This is a genomic window from Microtetraspora niveoalba (assembly GCF_001570405.1).
GTDB classification, from domain to species: domain Bacteria; phylum Actinomycetota; class Actinomycetes; order Streptosporangiales; family Streptosporangiaceae; genus Microtetraspora; species Microtetraspora niveoalba.
On the sequence record NZ_BBYM01000017.1, the window covers coordinates 245,780 to 264,195 of the forward strand.

General features: G+C 70.6%; 16 protein-coding genes. 13 read left to right on the forward strand and 3 right to left on the reverse strand.

Features of this window, described 5'->3' with window-relative positions:
- Positions 1 to 309: 309 nt before the first annotated feature.
- The 4 genes from AWQ70_RS17715 (at position 310) to AWQ70_RS17730 (ending at position 4,597) form a co-directional block, all read left to right on the forward strand.
- Positions 310 to 999 (forward strand): alanyl-tRNA editing protein, encoded by a 690-nt coding sequence (locus AWQ70_RS17715; RefSeq protein ID WP_067177322.1) that lies wholly within the window; start codon positions 310 to 312, stop codon positions 997 to 999.
- On the forward strand, positions 999 to 1,577 hold the full coding sequence (locus AWQ70_RS17720; RefSeq protein ID WP_067177324.1) for a helix-turn-helix domain-containing protein: 579 nt from the start codon (positions 999 to 1,001) through the stop codon (positions 1,575 to 1,577). Before AWQ70_RS17715 ends, AWQ70_RS17720 begins: the two co-directional genes overlap by 1 nt.
- 500 nt (positions 1,578 to 2,077) lie before the next feature.
- Entirely contained in the window at positions 2,078 to 3,622 is a 1,545-nt protein-coding gene (locus AWQ70_RS17725) for an FAD-binding protein (protein WP_067177326.1), read from the forward strand.
- A gap of 57 nt (positions 3,623 to 3,679) precedes the next feature.
- Positions 3,680 to 4,597 carry an NADP-dependent oxidoreductase gene (locus AWQ70_RS17730; RefSeq protein WP_067177328.1) on the forward strand — a complete coding sequence of 306 codons (918 nt, stop codon included), beginning with the start codon at positions 3,680 to 3,682 and terminating at the stop codon, positions 4,595 to 4,597.
- 332 nt (positions 4,598 to 4,929) lie between these two features.
- Here the strand turns inward: AWQ70_RS17730 and AWQ70_RS17735 are convergent, their stop codons facing one another.
- Complete coding sequence (locus AWQ70_RS17735; RefSeq protein WP_067177330.1) at positions 4,930 to 5,688, reverse strand: TetR/AcrR family transcriptional regulator; 759 nt, start codon at positions 5,686 to 5,688, stop codon at positions 4,930 to 4,932.
- 110 nt (positions 5,689 to 5,798) lie between these two features.
- Here AWQ70_RS17735 and AWQ70_RS17740 point away from each other — a divergent pair, with 110 nt between their 5' ends.
- The 8 genes from AWQ70_RS17740 (at position 5,799) to AWQ70_RS17775 (ending at position 13,975) form a co-directional block, all read left to right on the forward strand.
- Entirely contained in the window at positions 5,799 to 6,863 is a 1,065-nt protein-coding gene (locus AWQ70_RS17740; RefSeq protein WP_067177332.1) for an ABC transporter substrate-binding protein, read from the forward strand.
- Positions 6,864 to 6,873: 10 nt separating this feature from the next.
- On the forward strand, positions 6,874 to 7,764 hold the full coding sequence (locus tag AWQ70_RS17745; RefSeq protein WP_067177333.1) for an ABC transporter permease: 891 nt from the start codon (positions 6,874 to 6,876) through the stop codon (positions 7,762 to 7,764).
- On the forward strand, positions 7,764 to 8,564 hold the full coding sequence (locus tag AWQ70_RS17750) for an ABC transporter permease (RefSeq protein WP_067177337.1): 801 nt from the start codon (positions 7,764 to 7,766) through the stop codon (positions 8,562 to 8,564). Before AWQ70_RS17745 ends, AWQ70_RS17750 begins: the two co-directional genes overlap by 1 nt.
- Entirely contained in the window at positions 8,561 to 9,670 is a 1,110-nt protein-coding gene (locus tag AWQ70_RS17755) for an ABC transporter ATP-binding protein (RefSeq protein ID WP_067177339.1), read from the forward strand. Before AWQ70_RS17750 ends, AWQ70_RS17755 begins: the two co-directional genes overlap by 4 nt.
- Positions 9,671 to 9,902: 232 nt before the next feature.
- Positions 9,903 to 10,289, forward strand: a complete 387-nt coding sequence (locus AWQ70_RS17760; RefSeq protein WP_157530130.1) for a cupin domain-containing protein — start codon at positions 9,903 to 9,905, stop codon at positions 10,287 to 10,289.
- Between the two features lie 2 nt (positions 10,290 to 10,291).
- The gene (locus AWQ70_RS17765) at positions 10,292 to 11,395 is read left to right on the forward strand and encodes a class II histone deacetylase (RefSeq protein WP_067177548.1); all 1,104 of its coding nucleotides are present in this window, start codon (positions 10,292 to 10,294) and stop codon (positions 11,393 to 11,395) included.
- 16 nt (positions 11,396 to 11,411) lie between these two features.
- Positions 11,412 to 12,563: a M24 family metallopeptidase gene (locus AWQ70_RS17770; protein ID WP_067177342.1), complete on the forward strand. Its 1,152-nt coding sequence runs from the start codon at positions 11,412 to 11,414 to the stop codon at positions 12,561 to 12,563.
- Between the two features lie 2 nt (positions 12,564 to 12,565).
- Positions 12,566 to 13,975 (forward strand): NAD(P)/FAD-dependent oxidoreductase, encoded by a 1,410-nt coding sequence (locus tag AWQ70_RS17775; RefSeq protein WP_067177344.1) that lies wholly within the window; start codon positions 12,566 to 12,568, stop codon positions 13,973 to 13,975.
- An 88-nt stretch (positions 13,976 to 14,063) separates the two neighbouring features.
- Here the strand turns inward: AWQ70_RS17775 and AWQ70_RS17780 are convergent, their stop codons facing one another.
- Positions 14,064 to 15,461: a dihydrolipoyl dehydrogenase family protein gene (locus AWQ70_RS17780; RefSeq protein ID WP_245647015.1), complete on the reverse strand. Its 1,398-nt coding sequence runs from the start codon at positions 15,459 to 15,461 to the stop codon at positions 14,064 to 14,066.
- Positions 15,462 to 15,872: 411 nt separating this feature from the next.
- Between AWQ70_RS17780 and AWQ70_RS17785 the strand changes: the two genes are divergently transcribed.
- Entirely contained in the window at positions 15,873 to 17,057 is a 1,185-nt protein-coding gene (locus tag AWQ70_RS17785; RefSeq protein ID WP_067177348.1) for a low temperature requirement protein A, read from the forward strand.
- 129 nt (positions 17,058 to 17,186) lie between these two features.
- Here the strand turns inward: AWQ70_RS17785 and AWQ70_RS17790 are convergent, their stop codons facing one another.
- The gene (locus AWQ70_RS17790) at positions 17,187 to 18,386 is read right to left on the reverse strand and encodes an MFS transporter (protein WP_067177350.1); all 1,200 of its coding nucleotides are present in this window, start codon (positions 18,384 to 18,386) and stop codon (positions 17,187 to 17,189) included.
- Positions 18,387 to 18,416 lie beyond the last annotated feature (30 nt).

The following is an 18,416-nucleotide window of genomic DNA, read 5'->3' on the forward strand; positions in this document are numbered from 1 at the left end:
GCAATCGCAGTAAAGCGCTGCCTTGCATAGCGGGCTCCGCCCGCTGACCAGGTGTCGCCCCGTGAGCGCTCACGGGGCGACGTCTCTTACTTCCGGTCGATTTCCTGCTCAGAGAGCGCCATCACGGGGCGCGCGCCGCTCGAAACGCGACGGTCTGAGCACACCAGCCGGTCCCGCCGGGCTCGTTGGCGGTCTGTTGCCGTCCAGAGCGCACGAGCAACGGCTCGCAGGGTGCGTGACACCTCCCAGCACGGCAATCGTTCGTTATAGTGAACGCAGAGTTCGTTGATCTTTCCTGGTGAGGGTGTCATGCAGGTCCCGGCCTACTACATGGATACGTACGAGGAGCAGGCTCATACCCAGGTGGCCGCCATAGGCGAGCGTGACGGCGCACCGTGGGTGGCGGTCGAGCGCTGTCTGTTCCATCCGCAGGGCGGGGGGCAGCCCGCCGACCGGGGGTGGGTGGACGGCCACGAGATCGTTCCGGTGCGGGACCATGACTCCGGGCTGGTCGTGGCCGTGGCCCGCGGTGAGGCCGCGCTGCCGGTCTTCTCGGTCGGGCAGCAGGTCGAGGCCCGCATCGATCTGCCGCTGCGCACCGCGCATGCCGCGCTGCACACGGCCGGCCATCTGATCGAGGCGGCCGGACGGGCGCAGGGCTGGGTGCTGGCCGCGAACAACCACTTCCCCGGCCAGGCCCGGATCGAGTTCACCGCGCCGCAGCCGGACGCCCGCCTGGACACCCCGGAGGGCCGGGAGGAAGCCACCGACGCACTCCGTGCGGAGGTCGCCGAGGCCATCGCACAGGACCTGCCCGTGACCTGGGAGAACGACTCCGAGGGCCGTCGCGTCGTGCACCTGGCCGGTCTGCATTCGGCTCCGTGCGGGGGCACCCACGTGGGCGGCCTCGGCGACCTCGCCGACGTCGTGCTGCCGACCCTGAAGGTCAGGAAGGGCCGGATCCGCGTCTCCTACAGCGCCGCACACCGGGAGCGGTGATGACTCCTCCAGCGTCCGGCGACCGCCGGCCCGCCAGCAGTACCGCGATCGCGGTCGGGGCGAAGATCCGCCAGCGCCGTGAGCAGCGCGGTATGAGCAGTGCCGAGCTGGCCCGCCGGGCGGGCCTGAGCAAGGCGACGCTGTCGCAGCTGGAGGGTGGACGGGGCAACCCGACCATCGAGACCCTTGATGCGCTCGCGATCGCCCTGCGTATCCCGCTGACCGACCTTCTGGCCCGCGACACCGACCCGGGGCCGGTGTTGGTGGCCGGCACCGACCTGGCCGACGGCGAAGTGGGACGCGAACTGCTGCGCCGCATCAGCGGCGGCAACAGCCTGGAGATCTGGCGGCTGCGCATGCCCCCCGGCACGCACCTGGAGGGCGTGCCGCACGCGACCGGCACCATCGAGCACCTGCTCGTCTCCTCCGGCCACCTCACCGCCGGGCCCACCGACGCGCCCACCGACCTGGGCCCCGGTGACCTGCTCGCCTTCGCGGGCGACGCCCCGCACACCTACCGCACCGGCCCCGAGGCCGCCGACGTCACCGTCGTCATCGCCTCCCCGATCATCGGTTGAAAGACAACCCCCATGAGCGTCACCGCCCCCGGCGCACCCCAGCGGATGTTCACCGGCGACACGGCTGGAGACCCGCCCCGCTCACGCCGGAGGTGAACGTCCGCCGACTCGCCGACGCGGCCGACCTGTACCGGCCCGGACAGCCGGCGGTGTGTCGGGAGCCGTACTCGGCGGCTCCCGACACACCTTCACGGGGCCGTCTCCACAGGTGCGGCTTCGACCCGGCGGGCGAGGACGCCGAATGCCGGGATCCGCCCCGCGGCGGCCTCCCGATGAGTGGGAAAGACGATGTCGCCGTGAGGCGATGAGCACCAGAATCGAACGAACCTCGCCGCCGCTGAACGAATCAACCGAGCACGCCTTCCCCGGTGGCAGCCACGAGAACGCAGAACATCACGTCCTTGAACGCGCACCGGTCGGCTTGGCCGGCGCCCGGCGTCAGAGTCGCGCGGGAGCCGGCCTCCAGACCTTCCAACGCCCCCGCCGAGAAGGAACGACAGATGGACAACTGGAACGAAGTATGTGACGTGCTGGTCGTGGGCTCGGGCGGAGGTGGCGTCACCGGCGCCTACACCGCCGCACGCGAGGGACTGTCGGTGTGCCTGGTCGAGGCCACGGACAAGTTCGGCGGGACCACGGCGTACTCGGGCGGCGGCGGTGTGTGGTTCCCGTGCAATCCCGCGCTCAAGCGTGCCGGCACCGACGACACCATCGAGGACGCGCTCGAGTACTACCACGCGGTGGTCGGCGATCGCACACCCCGCGAGCTGCAGGACGCATATGTCCGCGGGGGCGCGCCCCTGATCGAATACCTCGAGCGGGACGAGCATCTCAGGTTCGAGATGCTGCCGTGGCCCGACTACTTCGGCAAGGCGCCGAAAGCCCGGCTGGACGGCCAGAGGCACACCATGCCGACGCCGCTGCCGGTCGCCGAGGCCCCGGAATTGCGCGAGGTCGTGCGCGGTCCGCTGGACACCGACCGGCTCGGCACCCCGCAGCCCGACGACTTCTTCATCGGCGGCCGCGCGCTGATCGCCCGGTTCCTCAAGGCGATCGCCCAGTATCCCGACGCCACCCTGCACCTGAACACTCCGCTGGTCGAACTGGTCGTCAAGGACGGCCGGGTGGTCGGCGGCATCGTCGAGCGCGAGGGCGAGCGGGTCGCGATCCGCGCCCGCAAGGGCGTGCTCCTGGCGGCCGGGGGATTCGAGCAGAACGACGAGCTCCGCCGGCAGTACGGCGTGCCGGGCGGGGCCCGCGACACCATGGGCCCGCGGGGCAACGTCGGCAAGGCGCTGCAGGCCGGCCTCGCGGTCGGCGCCGACGTCGACCTGATGGACCAGGCCTGGTGGTCGCCGGGCATGACCCATCCCGACGGCCGCTCGGCGTTCGCACTGTGGTTCACCGGCGGCATCTTCGTCAACCAGGACGGCAGGCGCTTCGTCAACGAGTCGGCGCCGTACGACCGGCTGGGCCGCGACGTGATCAGCCAACTGCAGGACGGCTCGGTCACGCTGCCGTACTGGATGATCTACGACGACAAGGAGGGCGAGGTCCCGCCTGTCAAGGCGACCAACGTCTCGATGGTCGAGCCCGAGAAGTACGTCGCGGCCGGCCTGTGGCACACCGCCGACACCCTCGAAGAGCTCGCCGAGAAGATCGGCGTGCCGGCCGACAACCTGGTCGCCACCGTACGGCGGTTCAACGAGATGGTCCCCAAGGGCGTCGACGAGGATTTCGGACGCGGTGACGAGGCGTACGACCGCGCCTTCTCGAACGGCGAGCCGCCACTGGTGGCGATCGACCAGGGTCCGTTCCACGCGGCCGCGTTCGGCATCTCCGACCTGGGCACCAAAGGCGGGCTGCGGACCGACACCACGGCGCGAGTGTTGGACACCGCGGGAAACCCGATCCCCGGCCTGTACGCGGCGGGCAACACGATGGCGGCCCCCAGCGGCACCGTCTACCCGGGCGGCGGCAACCCCATCGGCACGTCCATGCTGTTCAGCCACCTCGCGGCACTGGACATGGCGGCCCGGCATTAGTCAAAGTGCGGAACCCGTGCCGGCACGACCATCTGACACCACCTTGGGAGACCCACTGTGAAAGCCGTCGTCTACCACGAGTACGGCGAGCCCTCCGTCCTTGAACTGGCCGAGATCGACGACCGCGTCGTCGGATCCGGTGATGTGCTCATCCGCCTTGCCGCCGCCTCGGTGAACCCCGTCGATTGGAAGACCACCGCGGGTTATCTGGCGGAGTACGCGCCGGTTCGGTTCCCGGCGTTCGCCGGATCCGACGTCTCCGGGACCGTCGTGGCGATCGGCGACGATGTCTCCGATTTCCAGGTCGGCGACGACATCATCGGGGCCGTACCGCCATTCGTGGGGGCGTTCTCGGAACTGGTGCCGGTCGCGGCAGCCGTCGCCGCGAAGAAGCCCGCTGGAATGAGTTTCGCCGATGCGGCATGTCTGCCCACTGCCGGCCTTACCGCCTTGGCGAGCATCCGCGCCGTCAACCCGAAGCCCGGTGACACCGTGATCGTCAACGGGGCGGCGGGGGGTATCGGCAGCTTCGCCGTTCAGCTTGCGCGGACGGCCGGGGCTCGTGTCGTCGGTATCTGCTCACCGGGCAGCACCGAATACGTCACGTCGCTCGGCGCCGAACCTGTCACCTACGGAGCTGATGTGACCTCGCGCCTGCCGCGTCTCGAGCCCGACGTCACCTCACTCATCGACACCTACGGTGGGGAGAGCCTTAAGGATCTTGTCGCCCTGGCAGCGGATCCACTCCGTGCCGTGTCGGTCGCCGAGCCGCGGATCGAGAGCCTCGGCGGCCGGTATCTGGTCGTCGCTCCGGCCGGCAAGGACATCGCCGAGTTGGCGGAGGCGGTCGTCAGCGGACAGTTGAGGGTCAACGTGGCGCAGAGCTTCCCGATCCGCGAAACCCGGCAGGCCTACGAGCGTCTGCTCGCGGGGGGCGTCCACGGCAAAGTAGCGCTCGACGCCGGCGAATGGTGAGAGCGCGCCCACCGCAGAAGCGGGCGCAGCGGTGTTCGCAGGCCCGGCGCCACACTCGCCGGTTGCCTTGGACAGATAGCGCGCCGTCTGGCCGACGCGGCTCGCGCAGGTCATCATCTGGGGAGACACGCAGGCCGGACACAGCGGCCCGTCCGGGCTGCGCCGCCCGCAGCCGAGGCATTCTTCCCGGTTGACGGGACGATCATTCAGGCAGTGTGGGCGCAGCGACCGCCGTCCTCCTCGCGGGCGGCGGTCTCCCAGACGGTGCTGCAGCGCGCGCGGGGCCGCGCTCGGGTTCTGGGGACGCAGTCGCGACGACGGTCGTCGATTCGTCAGATCAGGCCGATCACGGGGGACCAGTCGATGTCTTCGGACGCGACGGGCTCGCCGGGGTAGTTGTGGCTTATCACCTGGGGCAGGGCGGCCAGCGCGGTATCGCGTACTGACTCCTCGATCCGCAGCAGCGCGCACGCGGTCTCCACGAGCAGCGCGTACATGCCCTCCTCGTCGAGCGACTCCGGCTCGTACAGAACGCGGATCGCGGTGCCGTCGGCCAGCGACATGAGCAGGATGACCAGGCGGTCGATCGGGAACACCGGACGGAAGGCGCCCAGCTTCGCCCCCTCGTCGATGGTGGAGCGGAACGGTTCGCCCCACCGCTGGTAGACGTCACGGGCGTGGCCTCCGAGTTTGGCGTCGCGGTGCGCGACGGCCCAGAACTCCATCCAGAACGCCCAGCGTTTCTCGAACGGCGCCCAGCCGGCGACCTGGAAGCGCAGCAGCGCGAACAGCCTGCGCACGGGGTCGGGCTCGCGGCTCTGCACCGAGCGCCAGGTGGCGAGGGTGAGTTCGAGCATCGCGCTGATCGTCTCGTCGATCAGCGCCTCGCGATGCCGGAAGTAGTGCTGGAGCATCCCGAGCGAGACTCCGGCCTCGTCCGCGATGTCCTTCAACCGCGCCCCGTCGACGCCGCGCCGGCAGATGACCTCGCTCGCCGCGGAGATGATCTGGAGTCTGCGCCGCGCGGCGAGTGCGTCGACTCCCTCGCCTGACCTGCGGTTACCGCTGGTGTCCGACGAGTTTTCGGGCATGCCTGTCCTGCCTTAGGTGCTGGAGGGCCAAGTGGTTAGAGGCTATTGCGTTCCGCGCCTCCGTTCCCATAATAAGACCTTATTGTTGAGTCCAGTGGACGGAGATCCCCATGCTCGTAACGTCTCGCGGACGGTTGTTGACGGCGGCCGGCGCGGCCCTCGCTCTGCTCACAGCGGCGTGCGGAGGTTCTGACGGCTCGGAGGGGTCGGCCGCTTCCGCGGAGAAGAAGCTGACCTTCACGTCGTACGGAAGCGGCTACCAGCAAGCCCAGGCCGAGAGCTGGCTGACCCCGTGGGCCAAGCGGGAAGGCGTCACCACCGTCCAGGACCAGCCGACCGACTACGCCAAGATCAAGACGATGGTCGACGCCGGTCGGGTGACCTGGGACGTCGTGGACACCGAGCCGTACTTTCCCGTCGGCGTCTGCGGCACATATGCGGAGAAGCTCGACTTCAGCAAGATCGACAAGTCGAAGTTCCCGTCCGGGACGGTCAGCGACTGTGCCGTTCCCGACGCGATGTACTCGCTGGTCCTCGTCTACAACAAGGACAAATACGGTGCGAACCCTCCGACCTCCACGGCCGACTTCTTCGACACCGCCAAGTTCCCCGGCAAGCGCCTGGCCCCCGGATTCGCCTCCGGCGGCGCGATAGAGGCGGCTCTGCTCGGCGACGGTGTGGCCAAGGACCAGCTCTACCCGCTGGACTACGACAGGGCGTTCCGCAAGCTCGACGCCGTCAAGAAGGACCTGACCTTCTGGGACACCTCGGCGCAGAGCCAGCAGGCACTGGAATCCAAGCAGGCCGACATGGCGCTCATCTGGTCCGGCCGCGCGTACATGGCCGTCAAGAACGGCGCGCCCTACAAGGCCGCGTGGAACGACAACATGCTGGCCTACGCCGTGCTGATGGTGCCCAAGGGGGCGCCGCACAAGGACCTGGCCATGAGTTTCATCGCCTACGCGACCGGCGCCGAGCCGCAGGCCGCGTTCGCCGAGAAGCAGCCGTACGCGCCGATCAACGTCGACGCCAAGCCGCAGTTGGACGACCTCGCGCAGGAGTGGAACACCGCCCGCGACGACATCCAGCAGGCCGGCTACTTCCAGGACGCGGCCTGGTGGGGTGCCAACATGGACGAGGCCACCAAGCGCTGGACCGCCTGGACCACGGGCTGATCGCGGCGCCATGACCGCCACTACGCCACTCACCCCGGTAGCCGGCACCGTCGCGGCGGCCGCGCGCCGAGGGCGCCGCCCCCGCGGCCTGCTCCTGCTGGCCCCCGCCCTGGTGATGCTGCTCGTGTTCTTCGCCTACCCGGTGGCCGACATCGTCTGGCGGGCGTTCAGCGAGCCGCACCTCGGTCTGCAGAACCTGCGCGACGTGTTCGCCGACCCGGTGACCCTGCGCGTGCTGACCCGGACGGTGGTCACCGCGTTCGGCGTCGCGACTCTGACCCTGGTTCTCGCCTACCCGTACGCGCATCTGATGACGGTCGTGTCACCCCGCTGGCGGGCGGTGCTGATGGCGCTGGTGCTGCTTCCGTTCTGGACCAGTCTGATGGCCCGGAACTTCGCGTGGATCGTCCTGCTGCAGGACGGCGGTCCGCTGGCGAAGCTGACCGGCCTGCTCGGGCTGGGGGAGAAGCCGCTGCTGGGCACTGCCGTCGGAGTCGCGCTCGGCATGGTGCAGGTGCTGCTGCCGTACATGGTGCTGCCGCTCTACAGCGCGATGAGCGGCATCGACCGCAGGCTGCTGTCCGCGGCGGCGAGCCTCGGCGCTCCGCGGCGCACCGTGTTCGGCCGGATCTATCTGCCGCTGTCCATGCCGGGCGTGGTGGCGGGTTACACGCTGGTGTTCGTCCTCGCGCTCGGCTTCTACATCACGCCGCGCCTGTTGGGCTCACCGCAGCAGTCCCTGATCGCCCAGGTCATCGGGACCAAGGTGGAGAAGCTGCTCGACTTCGGCGGCGCCGGCGCGCTGTCCCTGGTACTGCTCGCGCTGACCGGACTGCTGCTGCTCGCCGTGTCCCGGGTGGCCCGCCCCGCCTCGATGCTCGGCCTGAAGGAAGAGGACTGATGGGCGAGAACGAACTGCGGGGCGGCGTCGGCCTCCGACTGTGGGGCGCCCTGGTCGGCGCGGTGCTGATCGCGCCCACCCTGATCGTGATCCCTCTGTCCTTCACCGGCAAGGCGAGCTTCACGTTCCCGCCGGAGAGCTGGTCGCTGCGTTGGTACCAGAACTTCTTCACCGACCCCGGATGGCGGGACGCGCTGCTCACCTCGGTGCGCATCGCGCTGCTGGTGGCCGTGCTGGCGTCCGCCCTCGGCACCGCCGCGGCGCTCGCCCTGGATTCGGGACGGGTCCCCGGCAAGGGGCTGATCAACGGACTGCTGCTGTCCCCGATGGTCGTGCCGCAGATCGTCGCCGCGATCGGCGTGTACGCGGTGTTTCTGAAATGGGGTCTGGCCGGCACCACGCTCGGCTTCGTGCTCGCGCACACCGCGCTGGCGATCCCGTTCGTGATCGTCGCGGTGTCGGCCGTGCTGCGCGGGTACGACCGGCGGCTGGAGCAGGCGGCCGCCTCGCTCGGGGCGGGTCCGCTCACCACGTTCTTCCAGGTCACGCTGCCGCTGATCCTGCCGGGAGTGTTGTCGGGCGCGGTCTTCGCCTTCGTCACCTCGCTGGACGAGGTCGTGATCGCGTTGTACCTGCAGAGCCCGGAGCTGCACACCCTGCCGGTGCAGATGTTCTCCAGCGTGACGGTGGAGACCGACCCGACGATCGCGGCCGCGTCCACGCTCGTGCTGGTCGTCACGACCATGCTTATCCTGCTGCCGCAGCTGCTGCGGCGGCGCTCCCCGGAGGAGACCCGATGACCAGGACCGCGCACGACAAGGGCGGTGCCGCCGTCCACCTGACCGAGCTGACCAAACGTTACGGCAACGCGCCCGCGGCCGTCGACGCGGTCAACTTGGAGATCGCGGCCGGCGAGTTCATGACGCTGCTCGGCCCGTCCGGATCCGGCAAGACCACCACGCTCAGCATGATCGCCGGATTCACCCGGGCCACCTCAGGCAGGATCGAGGTCGGCGGGCACGACGTGGCCGGGCTCCCGCCGTACAAGCGGGACCTCGGCGTGGTGTTCCAGCACTACGCGCTGTTTCCCCACATGACGGCGGCGCAGAACATCGCGTTCCCGCTCAAGCAGCGCAAGGTCGGCAAGGCGGAGATCGCCGCTCGGGTCGCGGACGCGCTGGACCTGGTCCATCTCGGCGGGATGGGGGACCGGCTGCCCCGGCAGTTGTCCGGCGGGCAGCAGCAGCGGGTGGCGCTGGCCCGGGCCGTGGTGTTCAACCCGCGGGTGCTGCTGATGGACGAACCGCTCGGCGCGCTGGACAAGAAGCTCCGCGAGCAACTGCAGGGCGAGATCGCCCGGATGCACCGGGACCTCGGCATCACGTTCGTCTTCGTCACGCACGACCAGGAGGAGGCGCTGGCACTGTCCGACCGCATCGCGGTGTTCAACGAGGGCCGGATCGAGCAGGTCGGCACCGCCGCGGACCTCTACGAGCGGCCCGAGACGCTGTTCGTCGCGCGCTTCCTCGGCGAGTCGAACGTGCTGACCGGCACGATGACCGACCCGTCCACGCTGGAGGGCCACGGGTTCCGCGTCGCCGTGCCGCGCACCGGCGCCTCCGGCGGGCCGTCCGGCCCGGCGTCCCGCACCGCTTCCGTAGTGATCAGGCCCGAGCGGCTCACCGTGCTGCCCGCGGACGCGCGGATCCCGGCCGGTCACAACGCGCTCCGCGGCACCGTGTCCGGTCTGACCTACCTGGGTGCGCACAGCACCGTCACGGTCGAGCTGGACTGCGGCGAGCGGGCCACGGTACGCGAGCCCGCCGCGGCGCGGAGCGAGATCTCCGCCGGCGCACCGGTCCAGCTCACCCGGCCCATCGCGCACGGCGTGCTCGTGTCAGGTTGACGCCTCCCCGTCCGAAGCGCCTCATCCCCTGGGGGAGCCACCGCTTCTCCTCCCGAGTCACCCCCTTCGTCCACCGGATCCACGGTCACCTGCTCCGCCCCCGTGTCTCTTCCGCCGACCGCGCTTTCCGCTCGAACCGACGTCTTTCCCCGGTCGCCCGGGTCCCCGGGCGTACCCCCTTTCCCATTGGAGGTCTCCGTTGTCCGCTGACATGTCGCCTGACGTACGGCCCGTGCCGCGAGTGATCCCGCTCGCGGACATCCCGGTCACCCCCGCCGCGGAGGCGGTCACCAAGGTCCGCATCTCTCGTGTGATCACCAGAGAACGCTGCGGCTCCAACCTGCTGCTCGGCGCCTCCTGGATGGACCCGGGCGAACAGACCAACACCTGGTCCTCCCGTGCCGCGAACGACATGGCCGAAGGCGACCACTGGTACGGCGCGGTCGACGAAACGTACTTCATCATCACCGGGCACCTGCGCCTGACCTGGGACGAGGGGGTGCTGGAGCTGAATCCGAACGACTGCGTCTACCTCGCCCCGGGCTGGACGTACCACCTGGAGAACGTCGGCACCGAACCGGCGTTCTTCGTCTACTCGATGACCCCCTCGCCGGAGTGATCATGGCTGACGTGCATGTGTTCTGGGACGCGCGCGTCCTCGACCACGACACCGGGTCGGGGTTCTGGGAGGCCGCGCCGTCCGGCCTGCTCGCCGAGCAGGAACTCCACCCGGAGAGCGCGCCGCGGATCCGGAACATGAAGGCCGTGCTGGAGCGGGGCCCGGTCGCCCCGCTCCTCACCTGGCGGCCCGGGCGCCTCGCGACCGAGGAGGAACTGCGCACCGTCCACGACGCGGACTACATCGCCGCGATCAAGGAGGTGTGCGCGGCGGGCGGCGGCCATCTCACCTCCACCACCCTGCTCTCCGCGGGTTCCTGGGAGCCGACCCTGGCGGCGGCCGGGACCTGCCTGGCCGCCACCGACGCGGTGCTCGCCGGAGAGTGCGACATCGCGTACGCGCTGGTCCGGCCGCCCGGGCACCACGCCCAGCCGGACCGGGCCGACGGCTACTGCGTCTTCTCCCACGCAGCCCTGGCCGCGCAGCGCGCCCGCGACGCCGGACTTCGCCGGGTGGCGATCGTCGACTGGGACGTGCACCACGGCAACGGCACCCAGGAGTGCTTCTACTCACGCGCCGACGTGCTGACGTTCTCCATCCACATGGCGCACGGCGCGTGGGGACCGTCCCACCCGCAGACCGGGGCACCGGACGAGCTGGGCATCGGCGACGGCGCCGGCTTCAACGTCAACATCGAACTGCCGGTCGGCGCCGGCGACCGCGCGTACGCCGACGCGATCGAGCGGATCGTGGCGCCGGTGCTCCGGCGGTACCGGCCGGAGCTGATCATCGCCGCGTCCGGCCAGGACGCGGCGACGTTCGACGCCAACGGGCTGCACAACGTGACGATGGCCGGATTCCACCGCATCGGCACGCTGCTCGGTGAGCTGGCCAGGGAGATGACCGGCGGCCGGCTCGTCTGCACCCAGGAGGGCGGCTACGCGCGCAGCTACGCCGCGTACTGCCTGCACTCGACGATCGAGGGCCTGCTCGGGCGCGAGCAGAGCCTGCCCGACCCGATCGCCTACGTCCCCGACGACGTGACCCGGGGCGACACCGCGCTCGATGCCGTGACCGCCGCGCTCGCCCCCTACTGGAACCTCTGATCCCCGAAAGGACACCATGGAGCTCCCCTTCCCCATCTCGACCTACCACGAGCGGATGTCCCGGGTGCGCGCCCGGATGACCGAGCAGGGACTCGACGGCCTGATGTTGTCCATGCCCGACGTCGTGCACTGGCTGACCGGCGTCAACTCGGTCGGCTACCTCTGGCCGCAGGCGCTCATCGTCGACGGCTCGGCGGGCGAGCCCACCTACGTCACCCGCACGACCGAGGCGCCGGGCGTCGCCTTCTGCTCCTGGCTGACCAGTCCCCGGGTGTACGACATCGCGGTGGAGGACTCGGTCGAGGTGATCGCCGAGGTGATCAGAGCACGCGGCCTCGACCAGGCCCGGGTCGGCGTCGAGCTGGACGCCTTCACGCTGCTGCCGGGCAACTGGGACCGGCTGCGCGCGGCGCTGCCCGGGGTCACCTGGGTGGACGCCTCCAACCTGGTGCCCGAGGAGCGCCTGGTGAAGTCGGCGGCCGAGATCGCCTACCAGCGGCAGGCGGCGGAGATGGCCGACTACGCGATGGAGCGGGTGTTCGAGGCGATCCGGCCCGGTATGGCCGAGACCGAGGTGGCGGGGATCGCGGCCAAGGCGCTCGGCGAGGCGGGCAGCGAGTTCGCCGCGATCCCGCCGATGGTCGTGTCCGGCGAGCGCAGCGCGCTGGTGCACGCCCTGGCCTCCCGCCGCACGTTGTCGCGCGGCGACGTGGTCTGCGTCGAGATCGCCGGGGTGGTGCACCGCTATCACGCGGTGCTGATGCGTACCGTGGTGATCGGCGAGCCGTCGGCCCGTGTCCGCGAGGTCGCCGACTGCGCGGGACGCGCCACCGAGGCCGCCATCGCCGCGGCGAAGCCGGGCGCCCCCGCGGCCGCGCCCGAGGAGGCGTGCAACGCCGTGCTGAACGAGCTCGGCCTGCTGCCCAACCGGTGCCACCGGGTCGGCTACAGCCTCGGCGTCGCCTTCCCGCCCGGCTGGCTGGAGCCGATGACCCTGGTCAAGGGAGACCCGCACGTGCTCGGCCCCAACATGTCGTTCACGATCGAGCCGAACCTCAGCCTGGCCGACGAGGGGTTCGGGATCAAGATGGGCGACACCGCGCTGTGCACACCGGACGGGTCGGTCAGCCTGTCCAGGCTCGACCACTCGCTGCGCGTGGTCGGCTGACCATGAGGGATTCGATCGCCCGCGCGGTCGCGGCGGCGGCGCCCCGGCCGCTCTGGCTCGATCTCGCCGCCACGACCGGGCGGGCACCCGAGAGCTCGCCCGCCCTGGCCGGGGACACCACCTGCGACCTGGCGGTCGTCGGGGGCGGCTTCTCCGGGCTGTGGACGGCGCTGCTGGCCAAGGAACGCGACCCCGGCCGCGACGTGGTGCTGATCGAGGCGAAAACCGTCGGCTGGGCCGCGTCCGGCCGCAACGGCGGCTTCGTCTCCTCCAGCCTCACCCACGGCCTGGCCAACGGAGCCGACCGCTGGCCGAACGAGATCGCCACGCTGGAACGGCTCGGCCTGGCCAACCTGGACGAGCTGGAGCAGACGATCGCCCGCTACGGCATCGACTGCTCCTTCCAGCGCAAGGGCAAGATGTGGGCGGCCACCCGCCCGCACGAGTCCCGCGCGCTGGAGCACATGTGCGAACTGGCCGCCAGGCACGGCCGGAAGATCACGCCGCTCTCCGGTGACCAGGCGCGTGCCAGGGTCGGCTCTCCCACCTACCTGTCCGGCGCACTGGACACCGAGGGGTACGCGCTGGTCGACCCGGCCGCACTCGCGTACGGACTGCGCGCCGTGTGCGAACGGCTCGGCGTGCGCGTCTTCGAAGGCACCCGGGTGACGGATCTGACCGCCACGCCGAAGGGGATCGTGCTGGCCACACCGTACGGACGGGTCGGGGCCGACCGTGTGGCGCTGGCCACGAACGTGTTCCCTTCACTCCTGCGGCGGCTACGCCTGTTCACCGTCCCTGTGTACGACTACGTGCTGGCCACCGAGCCCCTGTCGTCCGGGCAACTCGCGTCGATCGGCTGGGACGGAGGCGAGGGCGTCAGCGACTGCGGCAACCAGTTCCACTACTACCGGCGCACTCCGGACGACCGGATCCTGTGGGGCGGCTACGACGCGGTCTACCACTACGGCAGCGGGCTTCGACCGGAGCTGGACCAGCGGCCCGAGACGTTCCTGAAGCTGGCCGAGCACTTCCACCGGACGTTCCCGCAACTGGAGGGGGTGCCCTTCAGTCACCGCTGGGGCGGCGCGATCGACACCTGCACCCGCTTCACCGCGTTCTACGGGACGGCGAAGGCGGGCCGGGTCGCCTACGCGCTGGGCTTCACCGGCCTCGGCGTCGCGTCGACCCGGTTCGGCGCCAATGTGATGCTCGACCTGCTCTCCGGCACGCCGACGGAGCGGACGGAGCTGGAGATGGTCCGTTCCCGGCCGATCCCGTTCCCGCCGGAGCCACTGCGCTACACCGGCGTGGAGCTGACCCGCCGCTCGATGGCCGCCGCCGACGACACCGGCAGGCGCAACCTGTGGCTGCGCACCCTGGACCGGCTCGGCGTCGGCTTCGACTCCTGACATCCGGGGCCGGCCGATGCGACCGGCCGACGCGAACGCGGTCCCGCGGTCGGGACCGCGTTCGCCTTTCCACCGCGGACCCCGCCGCTCACAGGCCGTACTCCTCCAGCAGATGGAGCCAGATCTCGCTCACGGTCGGGAACGACGGGACGGCGTGCCACAGCCGGTCGAGGGTGACCTCGCCGATCACCGCGACGGTGGCCGAGTGGAGGAGGTCGACCACCGTCGGACCGACGAACGTGACGCCGAGGAGCACGCGACGGTCCTCGTCGACGACCAGCTTCGCCCGCCCGGTGTAGCCCTCCGCCTGCAGGTACGCGCCGGACACCGCGCCGATGTCGGACTCCACGGCGCGTACGGCGAAGCCGTCGGCGCGGGCCCGCGCCTCCGTGCGGCCGACCGCGCAGACCTGCGGGTCGGTGAAGATGACCTGGGGGGCGCCCCGGTCGTCGGCGATGTCACGCAGCGCCCGCTGGTTGTCGGGCCGCCCCTGGGCGCGGGCGGCGATCACGTCGCCGCATATGTGGGCCTGGTATTTGCCCATATGGGTGAGCAGGTTGCGGCCGTTGACGTCGCCCACGGCGTAGAGCCAGCCGTCGGAGACGCCCGTCGCCCGCATGCTCGCGTCCACCTCGATCGGGCCGACCGCAGGCAGGCCGATCGTGTCCAGGCCGATGTCACCGACGGCCGCCCGCCGCCCGGTGCCGACGAGGATCTCGTCCGCCTCGATCACCGCGCCGTCGTCGGTGTGGACGGTCACCGGGCCGCCGGGGACGGGCCGCTCGACCCGGACGCACGAGCGGCCGAAGCGCACGTCGATCCCCGAGTCCTGGAACGACTTCGCCAGCAGCTCGCCGGCGAACGGCTCGTTCCGGGCGAGCAGGCGGTCGCCGCGTACGAACATGGTCGTCTCGTGGGCACCGAGGGAGTGCAGCGCCTGGGACATCTCGCAGGCGACGGCTCCGCCGCCGATCACGGCCAGACGCTTGGGCACCCGCTGGACGGCGGTCGCCTCCCGGTTCGTCCACGGACGCGCCTCCCGCAGTCCGGGCGTGTCGGGGATCCATGGATCGCTGCCGGTCGCGATGGCGACCGCGTGCCGCGCCCGCAGCGGCCGTACGCCGCCGTCCGGTGTCGTCACCTCGACCCGCAGTGGCCCGGCCAGGCGTCCCCGGCCCCGGACGAACGCCGCCGGGACGTTCTCGATCCAGCTCACCTGGCCGCCGTCGTCGAGGTGGGACACGGTCTCGTCGCGGCGGGCCAGCACCGCGGCGGCGTCGATCGGGCCGCGCAGCTCCAGCCCCGGGACCCGGCTCACCTCGGCCGCGAGCCCCATCGGACGCAGCAGCGCCTTGCTCGGGATGCACGCGTAGTAGGCGCACTCCCCACCGGCCAGACGCTCCTCCACGACCGCGGCCGTCAGGCCGCCCCGTACGGCACGCTTCGCGACGTTCTCCCCGACAGGTCCCGCACCTATCACGATCACATCGAAAACGTCGTTTCCGTCCGACATGGGCACCCCCGCCGTGTGACCAGCGCGCTTCGCATCAGTCTTTCATCGGCTCGGGCGACGGCACGGCAAGCATGGGCAAGGGCGAATGCCTGGATCACCGGGCTGCCTTTCCGGTTTTCCGGCCATAGCTGCGCAATCGGACGCTTTGTTGAGATTTTTGGGTGAGCTGCGCGGCTTCGGCGGGCGCGGCGGCGAGACCTTCACGGAGCGCCCTGTCGCCGTGATCCGTTGGTGCGAGTCCCCGGGCCTGTGACAGCACAACACGCGGTGTTGGTGCCGCACTGTCATAGATTGCTGTCCTGTTTTTCACGCGGACCGGACTCCCGGAGCGACAGGAGCGAAACCTTGCCACCGACCGGCACCACGATCCGGATCCGAGTCCGGATGAGGGCTCGCCCCACCGACGAGCCGCACCGTGTCTCCAGCCAGCTCGAGCTCCTGTTCGACCTCACTTTCGTGGTCGCGGTCGCCAGCGCCACCGCCCAGTTCGCGCACGCCATCGCCGACGGTCACGGCCTCACCGGATCGGTCCCCTTCCTCCAGGTGTTCTTCGCGATCTGGTGGGCGTGGATGAACTTCACGTGGTTCGCCTCGTCCTACGACACCGACGACGTCGCGTACCGGCTGCTGACCATGGTGCAGATGGCCGGGGTGCTGGTCCTGGCCGCCGGTGTGCCCGCCGCGGCCCGTCAGTCCGACTACGGTGTCGTCACGCTGGGCTACCTCATCATGAGGATGGCGCTGGTGGCCCAATGGGTGCGGGCCGGTCTGGAAGACCCGGCGAGCCGCCGCACCGCGCTGCGGTACGCCTCGGGCATCAGCCTCGTCCAGGTGGGATGGGTGCTTCGCCTCGTCCTGCAGGAGACGGGCGTCCTGCACACGTCCTTCGGGCTGCCGTCCTTCGTCTGCCTGGTCGCCTTGGAACTGGCGGTGCCACGGTGGGCGGAACGGGTCAGGCGGACGAACTGGCACCCGCACCACATCGCCGAACGCTTCGGCCTGTTCACGATCATTCTGCTCGGTGAGAGTGTCCTGGCCGCGAGCAGGGGAGTCGCGGGAGCGCTCGAAACGGGCCGGATCAGCGGCCCCTTCGTCGTCATCGCCGTCTCCGGCCTCGTCCTGCTGTTCGCTCTTTGGTGGGTCTACTTCCTCGTGGAGGCCGGGGAAGGTCTCAGTGACCGCCGTCATCGGTCGTTCCTGTGGGGATACGGCCACTACGGCATCTTCGCGGCCCTGGCGGCCTTGGGCGCCGGGCTCGAAGTGGCGGTGGAGCAGAGCGGGCACGAGGTACACGCGTCGTCGTTGGCACTCGGCTACGCGGTCGCCGTCCCGGTCGCTGTGTTCCTCACCCTGTTGTGGGCGGTGAACGCGCTCGTCCTCGCAGAGCCGGTCACCCATCCCGTCGCGGTCCTGGCCTGCGTCATCGCCATCGTGTCGCTGCCGCTCGCGACCCCCTGGGCCGGCGTGGCCGCCGTGGTCGCGGCGATCGCCGCCGTCTGCGTGCTGTTGGTCGCCGTCACGATCGCGATCGGCGCGGTTCGGCGTCCGCGTGGGAACGCGTCGTCATAGCGTGTGATCCGCATCGAGCGGCGCGTCGTCGAACTCGGGGCGGCCGGGCGGCTGGCCCGCTCACACGATGGACGGACGACCAGCAGCGGCGGGAGAGCGCCGCGCCGGTCGCCCTGCAGACCATGACCACTACGTCGACATGCCGACCGAGACCGAGATCGGCCGGTCTCCGGCCTGCTCGCGGCCCAGTTCCCGTACGGGTCTGATCAGCAGCAGCGCGGCCACCACGCCGACGGCCACCATCGCCGAGCCCAGCAGGAAGGCCCGCGGCTCGACCAGCAGGGCGGCCGGTCCCGCCAGCGCCTGGCCGACCGCCATGCCCGCGACCGACCCGGCCACCTGGTAGGCCGAGACCCGGTTGAGGACGTCCGGTGCGACCTGCGTCTGCACGCTGGTCGACCACATCACCGACCAGAACGCCCACGCGCACCCCCCGAGCACGTGCCCGGCCATCAGCACCGGCAGCGGCGACCCGAGGGCGACCGTCAGCGGCACCGCCACATATCCGGACAGTGCCACCGCTCCCGCCGCCAGCGGCCGGCGCGGCCGGAGCCGGATCGCGACCAGCCCGCCGACCACCGTCCCCAGGCCGAGCGCCGCCATCACCCAGCCGTAGTCGACCCCGATGACCTGCGACGACAGCGGCACATACGGCCCGACCACCAGAACGCCCCAGAACACCCAGACCAGGATGACCGACCACATCCAGCTCCTGGCCTTGAACTCGTGCCACCCTCGGCGCAGATCGCTCAGCACGTTCGCGGGCTCCGGCTTGGGGACGGCGACGCGGACCAGCAGCAGGCACACCGCGCTGACCAGGAACGTTCCCGCGTCCAACGCGTAGACGAAGACCGGACCGGCCGCCAGCACCAGGATCCCGGCCAGCGCCGGCCCGGCCAGCTGGGTGATCGCTTCGGCGATCTTCAGGGTGGCGTTGGCCCGCTGCGCATCCCGGGCGACGAGCGGCACCATCCCGTTCACCCCGGGCTCGAACATCCCGGCCGCCGTGCCGGAAAAGAACGCCGTCACCAGCAACAGGGCGTACGGCGGAGCGCCATCGAGGAAGGCGAACGCCACCGCGCACTGAGTGAAGATCCGCACCACGTCCGCGCCGATCATCATGGTCCGGGCGCCGAAACGGTCGGCGAAGACCCCGCCGAACAGGATGAAGAGAACAGCGGAAGCGGTCCAGACGGCCAGCACATACCCGACTCCCGCGATGCCGTATACCTGGCCGATCGCGAGTGCGGCGGCGACGGGCATCATGGCGTCGCCGAGCAGCGAGATCGTCCGGGCACCGAAGTAGAGGGTGAAGTTCCTCGTCCACATGGGCAGCAATTCTGGATATTTCCAGATCAG